The sequence below is a fragment of the Rathayibacter sp. AY1A7 genome, assembly GCF_002930845.1.
Taxonomy (GTDB): Bacteria; Actinomycetota; Actinomycetes; order Actinomycetales; family Microbacteriaceae; genus Rathayibacter.
The window spans coordinates 435,083-450,591 of sequence record NZ_PSTL01000001.1; the positions used below are offsets into that span (position 1 = coordinate 435,083).

Below are 15,509 nucleotides of genomic sequence, written 5' to 3' on the forward strand. Positions count from 1 at the left end.
CCTTGGGGGTTCTTCGGGTGTTCGTCAGTGACCGTAGGTCAGTTTAGGGGTGGGGTCGCGCCGGTCACGGGAGCACCACGACCTGCGCGCCGAACACCAGTCCGGCGCCGAAGCCGATCTGCAGCGCGAGTCCGCCGTGCAGCTCCGGGTGCTCCTCGAGCAGGCGGTGGGTGGCGAGCGGGATCGACGCGGCGGAGGTGTTGCCGGTGGTCTCGATGTCGCGGCCGATAGCGACGGTCTCGGGCAGCTTCAGCTGCTTCGCGAGCTCGTCGATGATGCGCATGTTCGCCTGGTGGGGGATGAACGCGGCGAGGTCCTCGGGCTGGACGCCCGCCTCCGCGAGCGCCTGCTTGGCGACCTTGGCCATCTCCCAGACCGCCCAGCGGAAGACCGACGGGCCGTCCTGGCGGAGGGTGGGCCATTCGGCGGTGCCGTCGCGGTAGGCCGCGAGCGGGTTGTCCATGCCGACGGTGTCCCACTTGGAGCCGTCGGATCCCCACACGGTCTTCGAGATGCCGGCGGTGTCGCTGGGGCCGACGACCGCGGCGCCCGCGCCGTCGCCGAGGAGGAAGGAGATGCTGCGGTCGGTCGACTTGACCAGCTCGGACAGCTTCTCGGCTCCGACGACGAGCACGTACTCGGCCAGGCCGGAGCGGATGAAGGAATCGGCCTGGGCGATGCCGTAGGTGTAGCCGGCGCAGGCTGCCGAGATGTCGTACGCCGGGGCGGGGTTCGCCCCGATGCGGTCCGCGAGGAGCGCGGCCAGCGACGGGGTCTGCACGGTGTTGCTGATCGTGGAGACGAGCACGACGCCGATCTGGTCCGGGCGGATGCCCGCCTTCTCGATCGCCTCGAGGGAGGCGGTGGTCGCGAGGTCGACCGCGTGGATGTCGGCGGAGGCCCGGCGGCGCTCGATGATGCCGGTGCGCTGGCGGATCCACTCGTCGGAGGAGTTGATCGGCTCGATCAGGTCGTCGTTCGGGACGACGAGGTCGCCGCGGGCCGCGCCGATGCCGAGGATCCGGGTGTACGCGCTGCCGCTGGACTGGGTGAGGGAAGGGGTCGTCATGGGGTCTCTCCTGCTAGGCGGCGTGCTCGTCGAGGAAGGCGCGGGCGGCGTCCACGTCGTCGGGGGTCGTGATGGCGATGCTCGGCACGCCCTTGAGGCCGCGCTTGGCGAGGCCGACCAGCGCGCCGGCGGGTGCCAGCTCGATGATCCCGGTGACGCCCGCGTCGGCGAAGGCCGCCATGCAGAGGTCCCAGCGGACGGGGGAGGCGACCTGGCCGACGAGCAGCTCGAGGAACGCGGCACCGGAGTCGACGACCGACCCGTCGCGGTTCGTCCAGAGACGGAGCGTCGGGTCGGAGGGGGTCAGCCCGGCGGCGACGCCGGCGAGGGAGTCGCGGGCGGGCGCCATGTAGCGGGTGTGGAAGGCGCCGGCCACCTGCAGGGGGATCACGCGGGTCCCGCGGAGCGGCTCCGCCTTGAGGGCCTCGAGCGCGTCGACCGCGCCGGCGACGACGATCTGACCGCCGCCGTTGTAGTTGGCTGGCTCGAGGCCGAGCTCGTCGAGACGGGCGATCAGGGCCTGCTCGTCGCCGCCGAGGACCGCGCTCATCGCGGTCGGCTCGGCGGCAGCCGCAGCGGCCATGGCACGGGCGCGCTCGCGGACGAACACCAGCGCGTCGGCCTCGGTGAGGACCCCGGCTCCGGCGGCCGCGGTGATCTCGCCGACGGAGTGGCCGGCGATGCCCGCGATGCGCTCGCGCCGTCCGCCCTCGAGGAGGGCGGCGAGGCTCACGAGTCCCGCGGAGACGATCAGGGGCTGGGCGACCGCGGTGTCGCGGATGGTGTCCGCGTCCGAGACGGTGCCGTGCGTGGCGAGGTCGATGCCGACCGCCTCCGAGTGCGCGGCGACCTGCTCGGCCACAGAGGGGATCTCGAGCCATGGGGCGAGGAATCCGGGGGTCTGGGAGCCCTGACCCGGGGCGACGACGACGATCACGGTATCCAGTCTTCCGATCTGCGCTCGCACGTGCGGCGCGTGGAGCCACTGACAAAGCACAAAGAGCTTGTCGCGGGTCTACAAGTGTTCAGGGGCGGGAGGGGTTCGGCGAGCGGAGGGCCTCAGCGGCGGGACGGCTTCCGGCGGACGGCGCCGTCCGGGTCGCTCATGGAGCCGAGGATGAGGGCGGACTGGAGGATGAGCGCCTCGCGGGCGCCCGTCGCGTCCCAGCCGATCACCTCGGCGACCCGCTTGAGGCGGTACCGCACCGTGTTCGGGTGCACGAACAGCTCGCGAGCGGTCGCCTCGAGGGAGCGGCCGTTGTCGAGGTAGGCCCACAGCGTGGTCAGAAGCTCGGTCGAGTGCTTCTGCAGGGGCCGGTAGATCTGCGTGATGAGGCTCTGGCGGGCGAGCGGGTCGCCGGCGAGGGCGCGCTCGGGAAGGAGATCGTCGGCGTTGACCGGTCGCGGCGCGTTCCGCCAGGAGCGGGCGACCGCGAAGCCGGCGAGGGCCGCGCGGGCGCTGCGGGACGCCTCGACCAGGGTCGGCACCTCGTGGCCGAGGACGAGGTGGCCCGTCCCGAAGCCGGGCTCGAGCGCCTCCGCGATCTCGAGGAACGCGACCGGCGGACCGGTCTCCTCCGTGGCGTTCTCGCTCGGCTCGGCGCGGCCGATGACCAGGACGAGCCGGCTGCCCTGCACGCCGATCAGCACGTCGGCGTCCATGTGCCGGGCCGTGCGGCGCAGCTGGTCGACGTCGAGCATCTTGGGGGCGGTGCCCACCAGGACGGCGACCTCGCCGTGGCCGTGCCAGCCGAGGGCGGCGATCCGGCTGGGCAGCTCGTCGTCGGCCTCGCCCGTGAGGATCGAGTCGACGACCAGCGCCTCCAGGCGCGCGTCCCAGAGTCCTCGGGCCTCGGCGGCGCGCGCGTAGACGTCGGCCGCGGCGAAGGCGATCTCGCGCGAGTAGAGGAGGATCGCCTCGCGGAGGTCCTCCCCGCCGTTCTTGATCCGGTCCTCGACGACCTCGACCGTCACCTTGATCAGCTGCAGCGTCTGCGTCAGCGAGACGGAGCGCAGCAGCTCGCGGGGAGCGGCTCCGAACACGTCCGCCGCGATCCACGGCGTGGCCGACGGGTCGTCGAACCACGAGATGAACGAGGTGATGCCGGCCTGGGCGACGAGGCCGACCGCCGAGCGCCGACCGGGGGGCATGCTGCCGTACCAGGGCAGCGTGTCCTCGAGTCGCTTGATCGTCTGCGTCGAGAGCTCACCGGCGAGGGTGCGCAGCCAGGCGAGGGTCTGCTCCTTCGTGCGGGGAGCGCCCGGCCGGGTGGCCGGACGCTCCGCCGCAGGAGCAGGACCCCGCGCACTCGACGGTGCGGGTTCCTGCGAGAGCACGGACTCGTCCGTCAGCTCTCGCCGCCCGCGTTGCCGGTGGTGCCGGCGTTGACGTCGAGGAGGCGGTACTTCTCGATCGCCTGGACGGCGAGCGAGGGGTCGACCTCGCCGCGCTTGGCGAGCAGCTGCAGCGTCCGCACGACGACCGAGGGGCCGTCGATCTGGAAGTAGCGCCGCGCCGCCGCACGGGTGTCCGAGAACCCGAAGTCGTCCGCGCCGAGCGTCGCGAAGTCGCCCGGGATGAACTGGCGCAGCTGGTCGGGGACCTGGTGCGAGAAGTCCGAGACGGCGACGAAGGGGCCCTTCGCGTCGGCCAGCTTCTGCGTCACGTACGGCACCTGCTCGGCGTCCTCGGGGTGGAGGAAGTTGTGCTGCTCGGCCTTGATGCCGTCGCGGCGCAGCTCGTTCCACGAGGTGACCGACCAGACGTCCGCCGAGACGCCCCAGTCCTCGGCGAGGAGCTTCTGCGCCTCGATCGCCCACGGCACGGCGACGCCCGAGGCGAGGAGCTGGGCCTTCGGCCCGTCCCACTGACCCCAGGAGATGCGGTGGATGCCGCGGACGATGCCCTCGACGTCGACGTCCTCCGGCTCCTTCGGCTGCACGATCGGCTCGTTGTAGACCGTGATGTAGTACATGACGTTCGGGTCGGTGTGCTTCCCGCCGTACATGCGCTCGAGACCGGACTGCACGATGTGCGCGATCTCGTACCCGTAGGCCGGGTCGTAGCTCACGACGGCGGGGTTGGTCGCCGCGAGGATCGGGGAGTGCCCGTCCGCGTGCTGGAGGCCCTCGCCGGTCAGCGTGGTGCGTCCTGCGGTGGCGCCGATCATGAAGCCGCGCGACATCATGTCGCCGGCCGCCCAGATCGCGTCGCCCGTGCGCTGGAACCCGAACATCGAGTAGAAGACGTAGACCGGGATGAGCGGCTCGCCCTGCGTCGAGTACGAGGTGCCGATCGCGGTGAACGCCGCGAGGGCGCCCGCCTCGTTGATGCCGACGTGGAGGATCTGGCCCTGCGGGCTCTCCTTGTAGGCCAGGAGGAGCTCGCGGTCGACCGACGTGTAGTGCTGGCCGCGCGGGTTGTAGATCTTCGCGTTCGGGAAGAACGCGTCCATGCCGAAGGTGCGCGCCTCGTCCGGGATGATCGGGACGACGCGGTTGCCGAAGTCCTTCGAGCGGAGGATGTCCTTCAGGATGCGGACGAACGCCATGGTGGTGGCGATCTCCTGCGTCCCGGAGCCCTTCTTGCCGACCGCGTAGGCCGAGTCCTCGGGAAGATTCAGCTGCGTGTACTTCGAGCGGCGCTCGGGGAGGTAGCCGCCGAGCGCGCGGCGGCGCTCCTGCAGGTACTCGATCGCCTCGTCGTTCTGACCGGGGTGGTAGTACGGCGGGAGGTAGGGGTTCTCCTCGAGCTGCGCGTCCGTGATCGGGATGCGCATGGTGTCGCGGAACGACTTGAGGTTGTCCAGCGTCATCTTCTTCATCTGGTGGGTCGCGTTGCGGCCCTCGAAGCTGCGGCCGAGACCGTAGCCCTTGATGGTGTGGGCGAGGATGACGGTGGGCTGGCCCTTGTGCTCCGTCGCGGCCTTCATGGCCGCGTAGATCTTGCGGTAGTCGTGGCCGCCGCGGCGCAGGCCCCAGATCTGCTCGTCGGAGTAGCCCTCGACGAGCTTCTTGGCGCGCGGGTCGCGGCCGAAGAAGTTCTCGCGGACGTAGGCGCCGTCCTCCGTCTTGTAGGTCTGGAAGTCGCCGTCGGGCGTCTTGTTCATCAGGTCGAGCAGCGCGCCCTCGGTGTCGCGGGCGAGCAGGTCGTCCCACTCGCGGCCCCAGATGAGCTTGATGACGTTCCAGCCCGCGCCGCGGAAGTACGACTCGAGCTCCTGCACGATCTTGCCGTTGCCGCGGACGGGTCCGTCGAGGCGCTGGAGGTTGCAGTTGACGATGAAGTTCAGGTTATCGAGGCCGTCGTTCGCGGCGACCTGGAGCTGACCGCGCGACTCGACCTCGTCCATCTCGCCGTCGCCGAGGAACGCCCAGACCTGCTGGTCGGAGGCGTCCTTGATGCCGCGGTTGGTGAGGTACTTGTTCGCCTGCGCCTGGTAGATCGCGTTGATCGGGCCGAGGCCCATCGAGACGGTCGGGAACTGCCAGAACTCCGGCATGAGCCGCGGGTGCGGGTAGCTGGAGAGCCCGCCGCCCCGGTGCGACTTCTCCTGGCGGAAGCCGTCGAGCTGGTGCTCGCTCAGGCGTCCCTCGAGGAAGGCGCGCGCGTACGGGCCGGGGGAGGCGTGGCCCTGGATGAAGATCTGGTCGCCGCCGCCCGGGTGGTCCTGGCCGCGGAAGAAGTGGTTGAAGCCGACCTCGTACAGCGAGGCGCTCGACGCGTACGTCGAGATGTGGCCGCCGACCCCGATGCCGGGACGCTGCGCGCGGTGCACGAGGATGGCCGCGTTCCAGCGGATCCACGCGCGGTAGCGGCGCTCGACGTCCTCGTCGCCCGGGAAGTCGGGCTCGTTCTCGGGCGCGATGGTGTTGATGTAGTCCGTGGTGGGCACCATCGGCACGCCGAGGTGGAGCTCCTTGGAGCGCTTGAGGAGGCTGAGCATGACGTCGCGCCCGCGACCCCGGCCCCGCTCCTCGACGAGCGCATCGAGCGACTCGTTCCACTCCGACGTTTCCTCGGGGTCCGAGTCCACGTGACCGACGGAATACGGGTCCTGATCGTTAACAGTCACCCTCGACCTCTCTCTGGGGGCAGATCGTGCCCGAGACATCACTCTCATGAAGCGGTGCGGATCCGCGGATCCGGGGCTCGGATGACGAGCCGCGCGCGGGCACCTCCGTCAGCCTAGCGATTCCCGTGCCCCGAACCTGGAATCGCACTGTGGTGATCCACGAGGAATGAGCGCCGACGACTGTAGGAGAGCGCCAGACGGGACGCGTCGACCGGCCCGTGATCGGGGGAGACGGGATGTTCCTTGGAGTCTGCGCGGAGCGGGTCTAGCATTGCCCCTCGTGCTCGCGCGACTCTCGTGCGCACGGAAGGACATCGGACCGATGGCTCTCGAGAAGCTGACCCTGGCTCCCGACTTCGAACTCGCGAACCAGTACGGCGAGCGCATCCAGCTGGGCGACTTCCACGGGCGACGCAACGTCGCCCTGGTGTTCTTCCCCCTCGCCTTCTCCGGCACCTGCACGGGCGAGTTCTGCGCGCTGCGCGAGAACCTCTCCCTCTTCGAGCACGCCGACGTGGAGCTGATCGGCATCTCGGTCGACTCCAAGCACACGCTGCGCGCCTGGGGCGAGAAGCAGGGCTACGACTTCACGCTCCTCTCCGACTTCTGGCCGCACGGCGACGTCGCCAAGCAGTACGGCGTGTTCACCGAGGCGAAGGGCTACGCGACCCGCGCGACCTTCCTCATCGACAAGGCCGGCGTCATCCGGGACACGTTCATGACCGCCCCGGGCGAGGCGCGCTCGATCGACGCCTACCGCGCCGCGATCGACGCGCTCGCCCCCGCGCACGTCTGATCCTCCGGAGGCGGACCGCCCCGGTCGTCAGCTGAGGATGTTGACGGCCCGCGAGATCACGAGGGCCAGCAGGACGAATCCGGTGAACGCCTCGGCGATCATCAGGAGCTTCATCCGGCTCGACAGCGGCATCGTGTCGGTCGGGCTGAACGCCATGGTGTTCGTCGTCGAGACCGAGAGGTAGTCCACGAAGCCGGGCCGCCAGTCGGCGCGCTCGGAGGAGGTCGCGGCGACCTCGGGCGCGGTGTCGCGGTAGGTGTCCTGCGGGAAGGCGAAGTCGGCCGCCGGCAGCTCGGTGCGGGGAAGCGTTCCGCGGGCGACCGGACCGCCGCGGTCGAGCTCCCAGAACAGCAGCGCGTACGCGACGACGTTGGTGACCCAGACCTGGAGCGCGGTGAGCAGCAGCGGCGGGCCGTCGGCCGTCCCGTCGACGAGGTCGATCACCACGGCGACCACGTTCACCTGGTTCGCCACGGCGAGCACGACCGCCAGGGCGATGGAGACCCCGCGCGACCAGCGCGTCTCGCTGTCGAGCCGGTGCGGGTTGACGACGAACAGCGGCACGAGCAGCGCGAGCGTGATGCCGGCGGCGACGAGGCGGACCACCGAGGTGTCGGCGCTGTGGCCGGCCACGTTCAGGGCGACGGCCACCAGGATCGCGGCGGAGGCGGGCCAGCGGCTCTCGGCGCGCCGCCTCGCCCGGGAGTCGCTGTCGGCGGTCATGTGCCGAGGCTAGTGCCCGCAGGGGGCCGCTCCGCCTGCCGTAGGATCGAGTCGATCGTCCGCGGGTGCGCCCGCGGCGGGGGCCTTTAGCTCAGTTGGTAGAGCGCCACGTTTACACCGTGGATGTCATCGGTTCGAGCCCGGTAGGGCCCACCACCTCCGGCGATCGGACACTGCGCGTCAGCGGGACTGCCGGCGCTTGTAGGGCTTGGGCTGGCCCTTGACGATCGGCGCGCGCCCGGTCCCCTTGGAGGCCTTGGCCTTGCCTCCCGACTTCGGGGCCGCCTCCGGCTCGTCGCCGAGCGCGGCGAGCTCCTCGCGGGCCGAGGCGAGGCGCTGCCGCCCGGCCGCGGTGAGGGTCGTGGCGGCGGCACCGGGCTCGAAGAGCGGCTTGCCGAGGTCGAGCTCGACGGCGGCGACGGAGGAGTCGAGCTTCTGCCGCGAGATGCCGAGGCGCTCGGCGGCGCGCACGAAGTGCAGCTCCTCGGCGACCGCCACGAAGTGGCGCAGCTGGCTGATCTTCATCCCGAACCCTTCACGGCCGCTCCCTGCGGCACGACCACGGTACGCGGTCCGGGAGGGGGCGCCGACCGCCGGGAGCGCCGTCGGGAGCGGCATCGGTCCGTCGATCCGCGCCAGAGGACCCGGCGGACATTGCCGGACGCAGGCGGGAGGCCTACGGTCGCGCCCGTGGGCGGTCCCGAAGCCGGCCACGGAGAGAGGCCGACGTGGGCGCGCTCATCTACAGCTCGATCGCGTCGCTCGACGGCTACGTGAACGACGCGGACGGAGGATTCGCCTGGGCGGAGCCGCGACCCGCCGTGCACCGCTTCATCACGGAGCGCGAGGGGCGGGTGCGCACGTACCTGTACGGGCGGCGCATGTACGAGGTCATGCGCGCGTGGGAGCAGACCTGGGCCCTCGCGGAGGAGTTCGCGTTCATCCGCGACTTCCAGGAGATGTGGCGGGCGGCCGACAAGGTCGTGTACTCGACGACACTGGAGTCGGCCGAGACCCGCCGCACCCGCGTCGAGGGCGGGTTCGACCCGGTCGTCGTCGCCGCGCAGGTCAGCGCCGCCGACCACGACGTCTCGATCGGCGGGCCGACCCTCGCCCGGCACGCGCTGCTCGCCGGGATCGTCGACGAGGTGCAGGTCTACACGGTGCCGGTGGCGGTGGGCGGCGGGACCCACTTCCTCCCGTGCGGGTTCCACGCGCGCCTCGACCTGCGCGAGGAGCACCGCTTCGCCGACGGCACGGTCTTCACGCGCTACAGCGTGCGGCGCTGAGACCGGCTACTCGGCGCCGACCAGCGCGGCGATCCGCGAGGCGAGCCGGGCGCCCTGAGTACGTCCGGAGCGGGCGGAGGCGGCGCGGACGGCCGGGTCGAGCGAGTTCGGGCCGAAGGCGCGCACCGACTCCTCGTCGGCGTAGAGCACCTCGACCCGCGAGTCCGCGAGGGCGTCGAGCTCGCCGGTCGGGATCAGGCCCGCGCCGGGCGTGCCGACTCCCGGCAGCGGAGTGACGATCAGGACCCAGTCGGCTCCCGCGGCGAGGTCGGCGTTGCTGCCGGAGCGCACGCCGCCGTCCATGTAGCGGACGCCGTCGATGCTGACGGGAGGCCAGACCCCGGGGACGGCGCAGCTGGCGGAGATCGCGTCGACGAGGCCGACACCGCTCTCGCGGTCGAACACGCGCAGCTCACCGGTGGCCGTGTCGACCGCGGTGATGAGCAGGCGCTGCTCGGGCCAGTCGGCGTCGCCCACGCGGGCCGAGATGACGGCCCGGCGCGTGTCCTCGGGGAGCGTCTCGGCCTCGAGCGCGAGGGTGCCGATGCGGCGCCGCGCGTCCTGGGGCGAGGTCGCGCCCTCGACGGCCGCGGCGAAGAGGGCCTGGAGGCGCTCACCGTCGACGTCCGCTCCGATCTCGGCGGACTCCTCCTGGAGCTGGGCCTCGTACGACTCGTCGAGGCCGGTGCCGGTGCTCAGCTGCGCGGCGACCGCGGAGCCCGCGGAGGTGCCGATGAAGGTCGTCGACGGATCGAGCAGGAGGCGGGCCGCCTCGGGGGAGGCGTCGGCGAGGCCGCGGAGGACGCCGAGCTCCCAGGCGATTCCGGCGAGGCCGCCGCCGGCGAGGACGAGTGCACCAGGCATGGGGGAGGTCCTTTCGATCAGGATCAGGAGGGGGCGGGCGCTGCGGAGCGCCGCAGCACCAACGCTGTCACATCGTCGTGCGCGTCGTCTGCGAGAGCATGCAGACGCTCGAAGAGAGCGGGGTCGTCGTTGCTCCGCACCAGCTCGGCGAGACGGTCGAGCGCGTCGAGGCGCCCGCCGAAGACGTCGAGCAGGCCGTCGCTGCAGGAGAAGAGCGCGTCGCCGGGGGCGAGCACGCGCTGCTCCTCCTCCCAGGAGACGTCGGCGGCGATGCCGAGCGGGACGCCGGTGGAGGCGAGCCGCTCCGAGGTGCCGTCGGCGCGCAGCAGGAGGGTGAGGCCGTGGCCGCTGTCCACGAACGCGACGGCGCCGCTCGCGAGGTCGACCCGGGCGATCAGTGCGGTCGCGAACATCCCGGTCGCGGTCAGGTCGGGCAGGAGCTGGCGATTGACGGCCTCGACGGCTGCCGCGGGAGGGAGCTCCGGCCGCGCCTGGAACGCGGAGCGGATCGCGGAGGCGACGATCGCCGCCGAGACCCCCTTGCCCATCACGTCGACCAGCTCGAGGGAGAGGTCGTCCCCGCTGCGGCGCCACGCCGTGTAGTCGCCGGCGACGTCGTGCAGCGGCGTGGTCAGCGAGTCGAGGCTCCACTCGCCGAGGTCGAGGCGCTGGGGCCGGAGCCGCTCCTGCGTCTCGCTCGCGCGTCCGGAGAAGGCGATCTCGCGCAGCTCCCGCTCGGCCCACCGGCCGAGGTCCTCGAGGATCTCGCGCTCCTCCTCCGAGAAGCCGCGCACCTCGCTGTCGATGATGCAGATCGTGCCGACGCGGAGGCCGTCCCCGACGACGAGCGGGCGGCCCGCGTAGAAGCGCACGTGAGGGGATCCGGTGACGACTCCGCGGTCGGCGAACCGCGGATCGGCGGTGGCGTCCTCGACGACGAGGATGTCGCCCTGCTGGACCGTGACGTCGCACATCGAGTCGGCGCGCAGCATCCTGCTCGCCCGCGCCGAGCGCTGGGGCGACTTCGTGAACTGCGTCGACTCCTCGAGGATGTTGATCTCGGCGAGGGGGACGCGCAGGAGCCGGCGGGCGATGCGGGTGATCCTGTCGAAGCGCTCCTGGGGGGTGCTCAGGCCGATCCCGAGCTCGGCGATCGCGGCGAGGCGGGCGCGCTCGGTCGGCTCGCTCACGTGCGGGTCCGGGCGAGTGCCCAGAGGTTCTGCCCGTCGACACGGCGGTAGGAGAACTCGGTGACGAGGGCATGGATGAACGGGATCCCGCGGCCTGCCTCGTCCCACTCGTCCGGCATGTCGCGGGGGTCGGCGACCTCGGCGGGCGCCTCCTCGGCGGAGTCGTTGAGCGAGGCGCGCAGCTCGGTCGCGTCGACGCGGATCTCGACCAGGCAGATGATGTGCCGGTACGACCGGGCGTGCTGGACGATGTTCGAGGTCAGCTCGACCAGCGCGGTCTCGAACGACATCCGGTCGACCGGCGCGACGCCCGGCTCCTCGAGCCACAGCTCCTCGAGCGCCTCGTGGACGGCGGTGACGCCGTCCTCGGGCGGCGTGCGCACGACGAAGGAGCGCTCAGGCACGATAGGCCTCCTCGACGGTCTCGGCGCTCCCGAGCAGGCGGTCGAGGTTGGACAGGCCGAGCACCATGGCGGGCTGCTCGCCGGCGGCGGCCACGCGCAGCTCGCCGCCCGCCTTACGCGCCTCCTTGAGTCCGGCGACGAGGACGCCGAGCCCGGACGAGTCGAGGAACTCGACGGCCGCCAGGTCGACGACCACGCGGACCTCTCCCGCCTCGAGCGCGCGCTGGAGGACCGCTTCGAGCTCCCACGCCGTGGACAAATCGAGCCGGCCGACGGGGCGGATCACCACGATGTCGGGCTCGATCCGCTCGGTGCTGATCCTCGAGCTGGGCTCCATGGTTTCCTCCTGACGGGACGGCACGCGGTTCCGCAGGGCTCGGAGACGTGGTGAGGACGCGGTCGGGGGCGCGACCGAGGGATTCCGGGTCCGGTGCGGGGGTGAATCGGGGAGTTCGTCCGCCTCCGACCGTACAAGGGAACGGGGCGCCCCGTGGGAGGCGTGACCGCATCCGCGCTGCGACACGCGGTCCGCGGCCCCGGGAGGAGGCTCCGCTCAGCCCCTCGCGGCGGCGAGAGCGTCGGCGGCGAGCCGCACGGAGGCGTCCCGGCCGGTCAGCCAGAGCGGCACGGAGCGGGCGCGGAGCCCCGCCGACTCGAGCGCCGGGACCGCGTCCGCGTCCTCCTCGCCGACGAGCCAGGCGTCGAGGAGGCCGCCCCCGCTCCGGGCTCCGTAGTGCCGGCCGACGGCCTCGGCGGAGGTCTCGACGCCGATCGCGGCGAGGCAGGCGTCGGCCATGCCGCGCACCACCGCGCCTCCGATGACGGGGGAGACGCCCACGACGGGTGCGGAGGTCCGGCGGAGGGCGTCCGCGATCCCGGGCACTCCGAGGATCGTGCCGATCGAGACGACGGGATTGGAGGGCGCGACGAGCACCGCGTCGGTGTCGGCGATCGCCTCCAGCACGCCCGGGGCGGGGCGGGCGCTCTCCACCCCCTGCTGGACGAAGCGGCGCGCGGGCGCTGACGCCCGAAGCCGCACCCACCACTCCTCGAAGTGGAGGAGCCGCACGCCCTCGCCGGGAAGGTCGACCTCGACGTGGGTCTCGACGTCCTGGTCCGACATCGGCAGCAGGCGGACCCCCAGCGGCCAGCGGGCGGTGATCCGCGCGGTCGCCTCCGAGAGGGTGAGGCCGTCGCGCAGCATCGAGCTGCGGGCGATGTGGGTGCCGAGGTCGAGGTCGCCCAGGGTGAACCACGGCCAGCCGACGCCGAAGGCGGTGAGCTCGGCCGAGACCCGCTCGCTCTCGCCGGCCCGCCCCCAGCCGCGCTCCGTGTCGTTCACTCCGCCGAGCGCGTAGGTGATCGAGTCGAGGTCGGGGCAGACCTTGAGGCCGGTGAGCCACATGTCGTCGCCGGTGTTGACGACGACGGTGATCTCGCTCGCCTCGCCGCCGGCGGCCTCGAGATCGCGGAGGTGCTCGCGGACCGCCGAGGTGAAGCGGGCGCCGCCGACGCCTCCGGCCAGGATCGTGATACGCATCCGCCCACGCTAGCGGCACCGACGGATTCCTCCCCCGGCGAGCCTTAATGCTGCGGATCCGCGCCGGAAACACCGGGGAAACGTCGAACCCCGACGATGAAGCCCTGTCCCCGGAGCCGGACGGTCCGTCATTGCCTTCGGGCCCGGCGGGGACCACAGTGGGTCCACGTCCCCGGCTCCGCACCGCCCGGCGGAGCACGACCGGAGCCGGACAGGGACGCCCGAGCATGGAGGTACCGATGACCATCGTCCGCGCAGCGATCACCCAGACGACCTGGACCGGCGACAAGGAGTCGATGCTCGACAAGCACGAGCGGATGGCCCGGGACGCCGCAGCCGACGGCGCGCAGATCGTCTGCTTCCAGGAGCTGTTCTACGGCCCGTACTTCGGCATCACCCAGGACAAGAAGTACTACCGCTACGCCGAGCCCGCCGACGGGCCGATCGTGCAGCGCTTCGCGGCCCTCGCGAAGGAGCTGGGCGTGGTGATGATCCTCCCGATCTACGAGGAGGAGCAGACCGGCGTCTACTACAACACCGCGGTCGTGGTCGACGCCGACGGGACGATCCTCGGCAAGTACCGCAAGCACCACATCCCGCACCTGGACCGCTTCTGGGAGAAGTTCTACTTCCGGCCCGGGAACCTCGGCTTCCCGGTCTTCGACACCGCGGTCGGCAAGGTCGGCGTCCACATCTGCTACGACCGCCACTTCCCGGAGGGCTGGCGGGAGCTGGGCCTGAACGGCGCCCACCTCGTCTTCAACCCCAACGCCACCAAGCCCGGCCTGTCGAACCGCCTCTGGGAGGTCGAGGGCCCGGCGGCCGCGGTGGCGAACGGCTACTTCGTGCTGCAGCCCAACCGCGTCGGCCGGGAGGACAACGAGTACGGCGACCTCGCGGTCGACTTCTACGGCACCAGCCAGATCATCGATCCGCGGGGGGAGTTCGTCGGGGAGCGGGGCTCGGGCGAGGCCGAGGAGATCCTGATCCGCGACCTCGAGATGGACATGGTGCAGGAGATGCGCGACGACTGGCAGTTCTACCGGGACCGCCGGCCGGAGTCGTACACCAGCATCCCGAAGCCGTGACCGCAGACCGAGACGGGGAAGACCGATGAAGACCCTCATCACCGGCGGGACGGTCGTCAACGCGACCGGCACCGGAGCCGCAGACGTCCTGATCGACGGCGAGACCATCGCCGCCGTCCTCGCCCCCGGCTCCACGCTGCTGGGCTTCGACCTGGCGGCCCACGTCGACCGGGTGATCGACGCGCGCGGCAAGTACGTCATCCCGGGCGGGGTCGACGCGCACACGCACATGGAGATGCCGTTCGGCGGCACCTCCGCCTCGGACACCTTCGAGACCGGCACGCGCGCCGCGGCCTGGGGCGGCACGACGTCGATCGTCGACTTCGTGGTGCAGTACCCGGGCGAGAGCGTCGTCGACCGGTTCCAGGCGTGGCAGGAGAAGGCGGCCGGCAACTGCGCGATCGATTACGGCTTCCACCAGATCCTCTCGGACGTGCAGGACTCCTCGCTCGTCGCGATGGACGAGCTGATGCGCGAGGGGGTGACCAGCTTCAAGCTGTTCATGGCCTACAAGGGCGTGTTCCTCTCGGACGACGGGCAGATCCTCCGGGCGTTCCAGAAGGGCGCGGAGAACGGCGCGATGATGATGATGCACGCCGAGAACGGCGCCCTCATCGACGAGCTGGTGAAGCAGACCCTCGCCGCTGGGAACACCGCGCCGTACTTCCACGGCACCTCTCGACCCTGGCAGGCGGAGGAGGAGGCGACGCACCGGGCGATCATGATCGCCGACCTCACCGGCGCGCCGCTGTACGTGGTCCATGTCTCCGCGAAGCAGGCGGTGGAGCAGATCGCGCAGGCCCGCGACCGCGGCATGAACGTCTTCGGGGAGACCTGCCCGCAGTACCTCTACCTCTCGCTCGAGGAGCAGCTCGGCGCGCCGGGCTTCGAGGGCGCGAAGTGGGTGTGCTCCACGCCGCTGCGCTCGAAGGCGGAGGGGCATCAGCACCACATGTGGCAGTCGCTCCGCACCAACGACATCCAGATGGTCTCGACCGATCACTGCCCCTTCTGCATGAAGGGCCAGAAGGACATGGGGATCGGCGACTTCTCGAAGATCCCCAACGGCATCGGCTCGGTGGAGCACCGGATGGACCTGATGTACCAGGGCGTGGTGTCGGGGCAGATCTCCCTGCCGCGCTGGGTCGAGCTCACCTCGACCACCCCGGCGCGGATGTTCGGGATGTACGGGAGGAAGGGCGTCATCCAGCCCGGGGCCGACGGCGACGTCGTCGTCTACGACCCGAGCGGGCACACCTCGATCGGGATCGGCGAGGGCCGCAGCCACCACATGAACATGGACTACTCCGCCTGGGAGGGCTTCGAGATCGACGGCCACGTCGACACGGTGATCTCCCGCGGCAGGGTCGTCGTCGACGACGGCTCCTACGTCGGCACGAAGGGCGACGGGGCGTACATCCCGCGCGGTCTGAGCCAGTACCTGATCTGAGCCGGCACCCGATCCGAGCCA

15 protein-coding genes and 1 tRNA gene are annotated in these 15,509 nt (G+C 71.4%); 5 read left to right on the forward strand and 11 right to left on the reverse strand.

Annotated elements, in window-relative coordinates:
- Positions 1 to 64: 64 nt before the first annotated feature.
- The 4 genes from C5B95_RS01930 to aceE form a co-directional block, all read right to left on the reverse strand.
- A complete protein-coding gene (locus C5B95_RS01930) occupies positions 65 to 1,069 on the reverse strand; it encodes a beta-ketoacyl-ACP synthase III (RefSeq protein WP_104223464.1) in 1,005 nt (334 codons plus the stop codon).
- Between the two features lie 13 nt (positions 1,070 to 1,082).
- Entirely contained in the window at positions 1,083 to 2,006 is a 924-nt protein-coding gene (locus C5B95_RS01935; protein WP_104348348.1) for an ACP S-malonyltransferase, read from the reverse strand.
- A gap of 122 nt (positions 2,007 to 2,128) precedes the next feature.
- Positions 2,129 to 3,295 (reverse strand): CdaR family transcriptional regulator, encoded by a 1,167-nt coding sequence (locus C5B95_RS01940; RefSeq protein ID WP_181027189.1) that lies wholly within the window; start codon positions 3,293 to 3,295, stop codon positions 2,129 to 2,131.
- Between the two features lie 122 nt (positions 3,296 to 3,417).
- Positions 3,418 to 6,144: a pyruvate dehydrogenase (acetyl-transferring), homodimeric type gene (gene aceE, locus C5B95_RS01945; RefSeq protein ID WP_104223467.1), complete on the reverse strand. Its 2,727-nt coding sequence runs from the start codon at positions 6,142 to 6,144 to the stop codon at positions 3,418 to 3,420.
- A gap of 322 nt (positions 6,145 to 6,466) precedes the next feature.
- On the opposite strand from aceE, the gene C5B95_RS01950 reads away from it, so the two are divergent.
- The gene (locus C5B95_RS01950; protein ID WP_104223507.1) at positions 6,467 to 6,940 is read left to right on the forward strand and encodes a peroxiredoxin; all 474 of its coding nucleotides are present in this window, start codon (positions 6,467 to 6,469) and stop codon (positions 6,938 to 6,940) included.
- Between the two features lie 27 nt (positions 6,941 to 6,967).
- Here C5B95_RS01950 and C5B95_RS01955 read toward each other — a convergent pair whose 3' ends face one another.
- Positions 6,968 to 7,663, reverse strand: a complete 696-nt coding sequence (locus C5B95_RS01955; protein WP_104226669.1) for a hypothetical protein — start codon at positions 7,661 to 7,663, stop codon at positions 6,968 to 6,970.
- Positions 7,664 to 7,743: 80 nt separating this feature from the next.
- Here C5B95_RS01955 and C5B95_RS01960 point away from each other — a divergent pair.
- A tRNA-Val gene (locus C5B95_RS01960) sits at positions 7,744 to 7,819 on the forward strand.
- Positions 7,820 to 7,843: 24 nt separating this feature from the next.
- Here the strand turns inward: C5B95_RS01960 and C5B95_RS01965 are convergent.
- On the reverse strand, positions 7,844 to 8,188 hold the full coding sequence (locus C5B95_RS01965; RefSeq protein ID WP_104223469.1) for a LysR family transcriptional regulator: 345 nt from the start codon (positions 8,186 to 8,188) through the stop codon (positions 7,844 to 7,846).
- A 203-nt stretch (positions 8,189 to 8,391) separates the two neighbouring features.
- Between C5B95_RS01965 and C5B95_RS01970 the strand changes: the two genes are divergently transcribed.
- Positions 8,392 to 8,952, forward strand: coding sequence for a dihydrofolate reductase family protein (locus C5B95_RS01970; protein ID WP_104226668.1), 561 nt, complete (start codon positions 8,392 to 8,394; stop codon positions 8,950 to 8,952).
- Positions 8,953 to 8,958: 6 nt separating this feature from the next.
- On the opposite strand, the gene C5B95_RS01975 is transcribed toward C5B95_RS01970, so the two are convergent.
- The 5 genes from C5B95_RS01975 to cofD all read right to left on the reverse strand — a co-directional run bounded on the left by C5B95_RS01975 (position 8,959) and on the right by cofD (position 12,950).
- Positions 8,959 to 9,816, reverse strand: coding sequence for a patatin-like phospholipase family protein (locus tag C5B95_RS01975; protein WP_104348349.1), 858 nt, complete (start codon positions 9,814 to 9,816; stop codon positions 8,959 to 8,961).
- Positions 9,817 to 9,839: 23 nt separating this feature from the next.
- Positions 9,840 to 11,006, reverse strand: a complete 1,167-nt coding sequence (locus tag C5B95_RS01980) for a PP2C family protein-serine/threonine phosphatase (RefSeq protein WP_181065545.1) — start codon at positions 11,004 to 11,006, stop codon at positions 9,840 to 9,842.
- Positions 11,003 to 11,410, reverse strand: a complete 408-nt coding sequence (locus C5B95_RS01985) for an ATP-binding protein (protein ID WP_104223473.1) — start codon at positions 11,408 to 11,410, stop codon at positions 11,003 to 11,005. Before C5B95_RS01985 ends, C5B95_RS01980 begins: the two co-directional genes overlap by 4 nt.
- On the reverse strand, positions 11,403 to 11,747 hold the full coding sequence (locus tag C5B95_RS01990; protein WP_104223474.1) for an STAS domain-containing protein: 345 nt from the start codon (positions 11,745 to 11,747) through the stop codon (positions 11,403 to 11,405). Before C5B95_RS01990 ends, C5B95_RS01985 begins: the two co-directional genes overlap by 8 nt.
- Positions 11,748 to 11,963: 216 nt before the next feature.
- Positions 11,964 to 12,950, reverse strand: coding sequence for a 2-phospho-L-lactate transferase (gene cofD, locus C5B95_RS01995; protein WP_104234201.1), 987 nt, complete (start codon positions 12,948 to 12,950; stop codon positions 11,964 to 11,966).
- A gap of 239 nt (positions 12,951 to 13,189) precedes the next feature.
- On the opposite strand from cofD, the gene C5B95_RS02000 reads away from it, so the two are divergent.
- Positions 13,190 to 14,038: a nitrilase-related carbon-nitrogen hydrolase gene (locus C5B95_RS02000; RefSeq protein ID WP_104223476.1), complete on the forward strand. Its 849-nt coding sequence runs from the start codon at positions 13,190 to 13,192 to the stop codon at positions 14,036 to 14,038.
- Between the two features lie 25 nt (positions 14,039 to 14,063).
- Positions 14,064 to 15,488 (forward strand): dihydropyrimidinase, encoded by a 1,425-nt coding sequence (gene hydA, locus C5B95_RS02005; protein ID WP_104348352.1) that lies wholly within the window; start codon positions 14,064 to 14,066, stop codon positions 15,486 to 15,488.
- Positions 15,489 to 15,509: the final 21 nt, after the last annotated feature.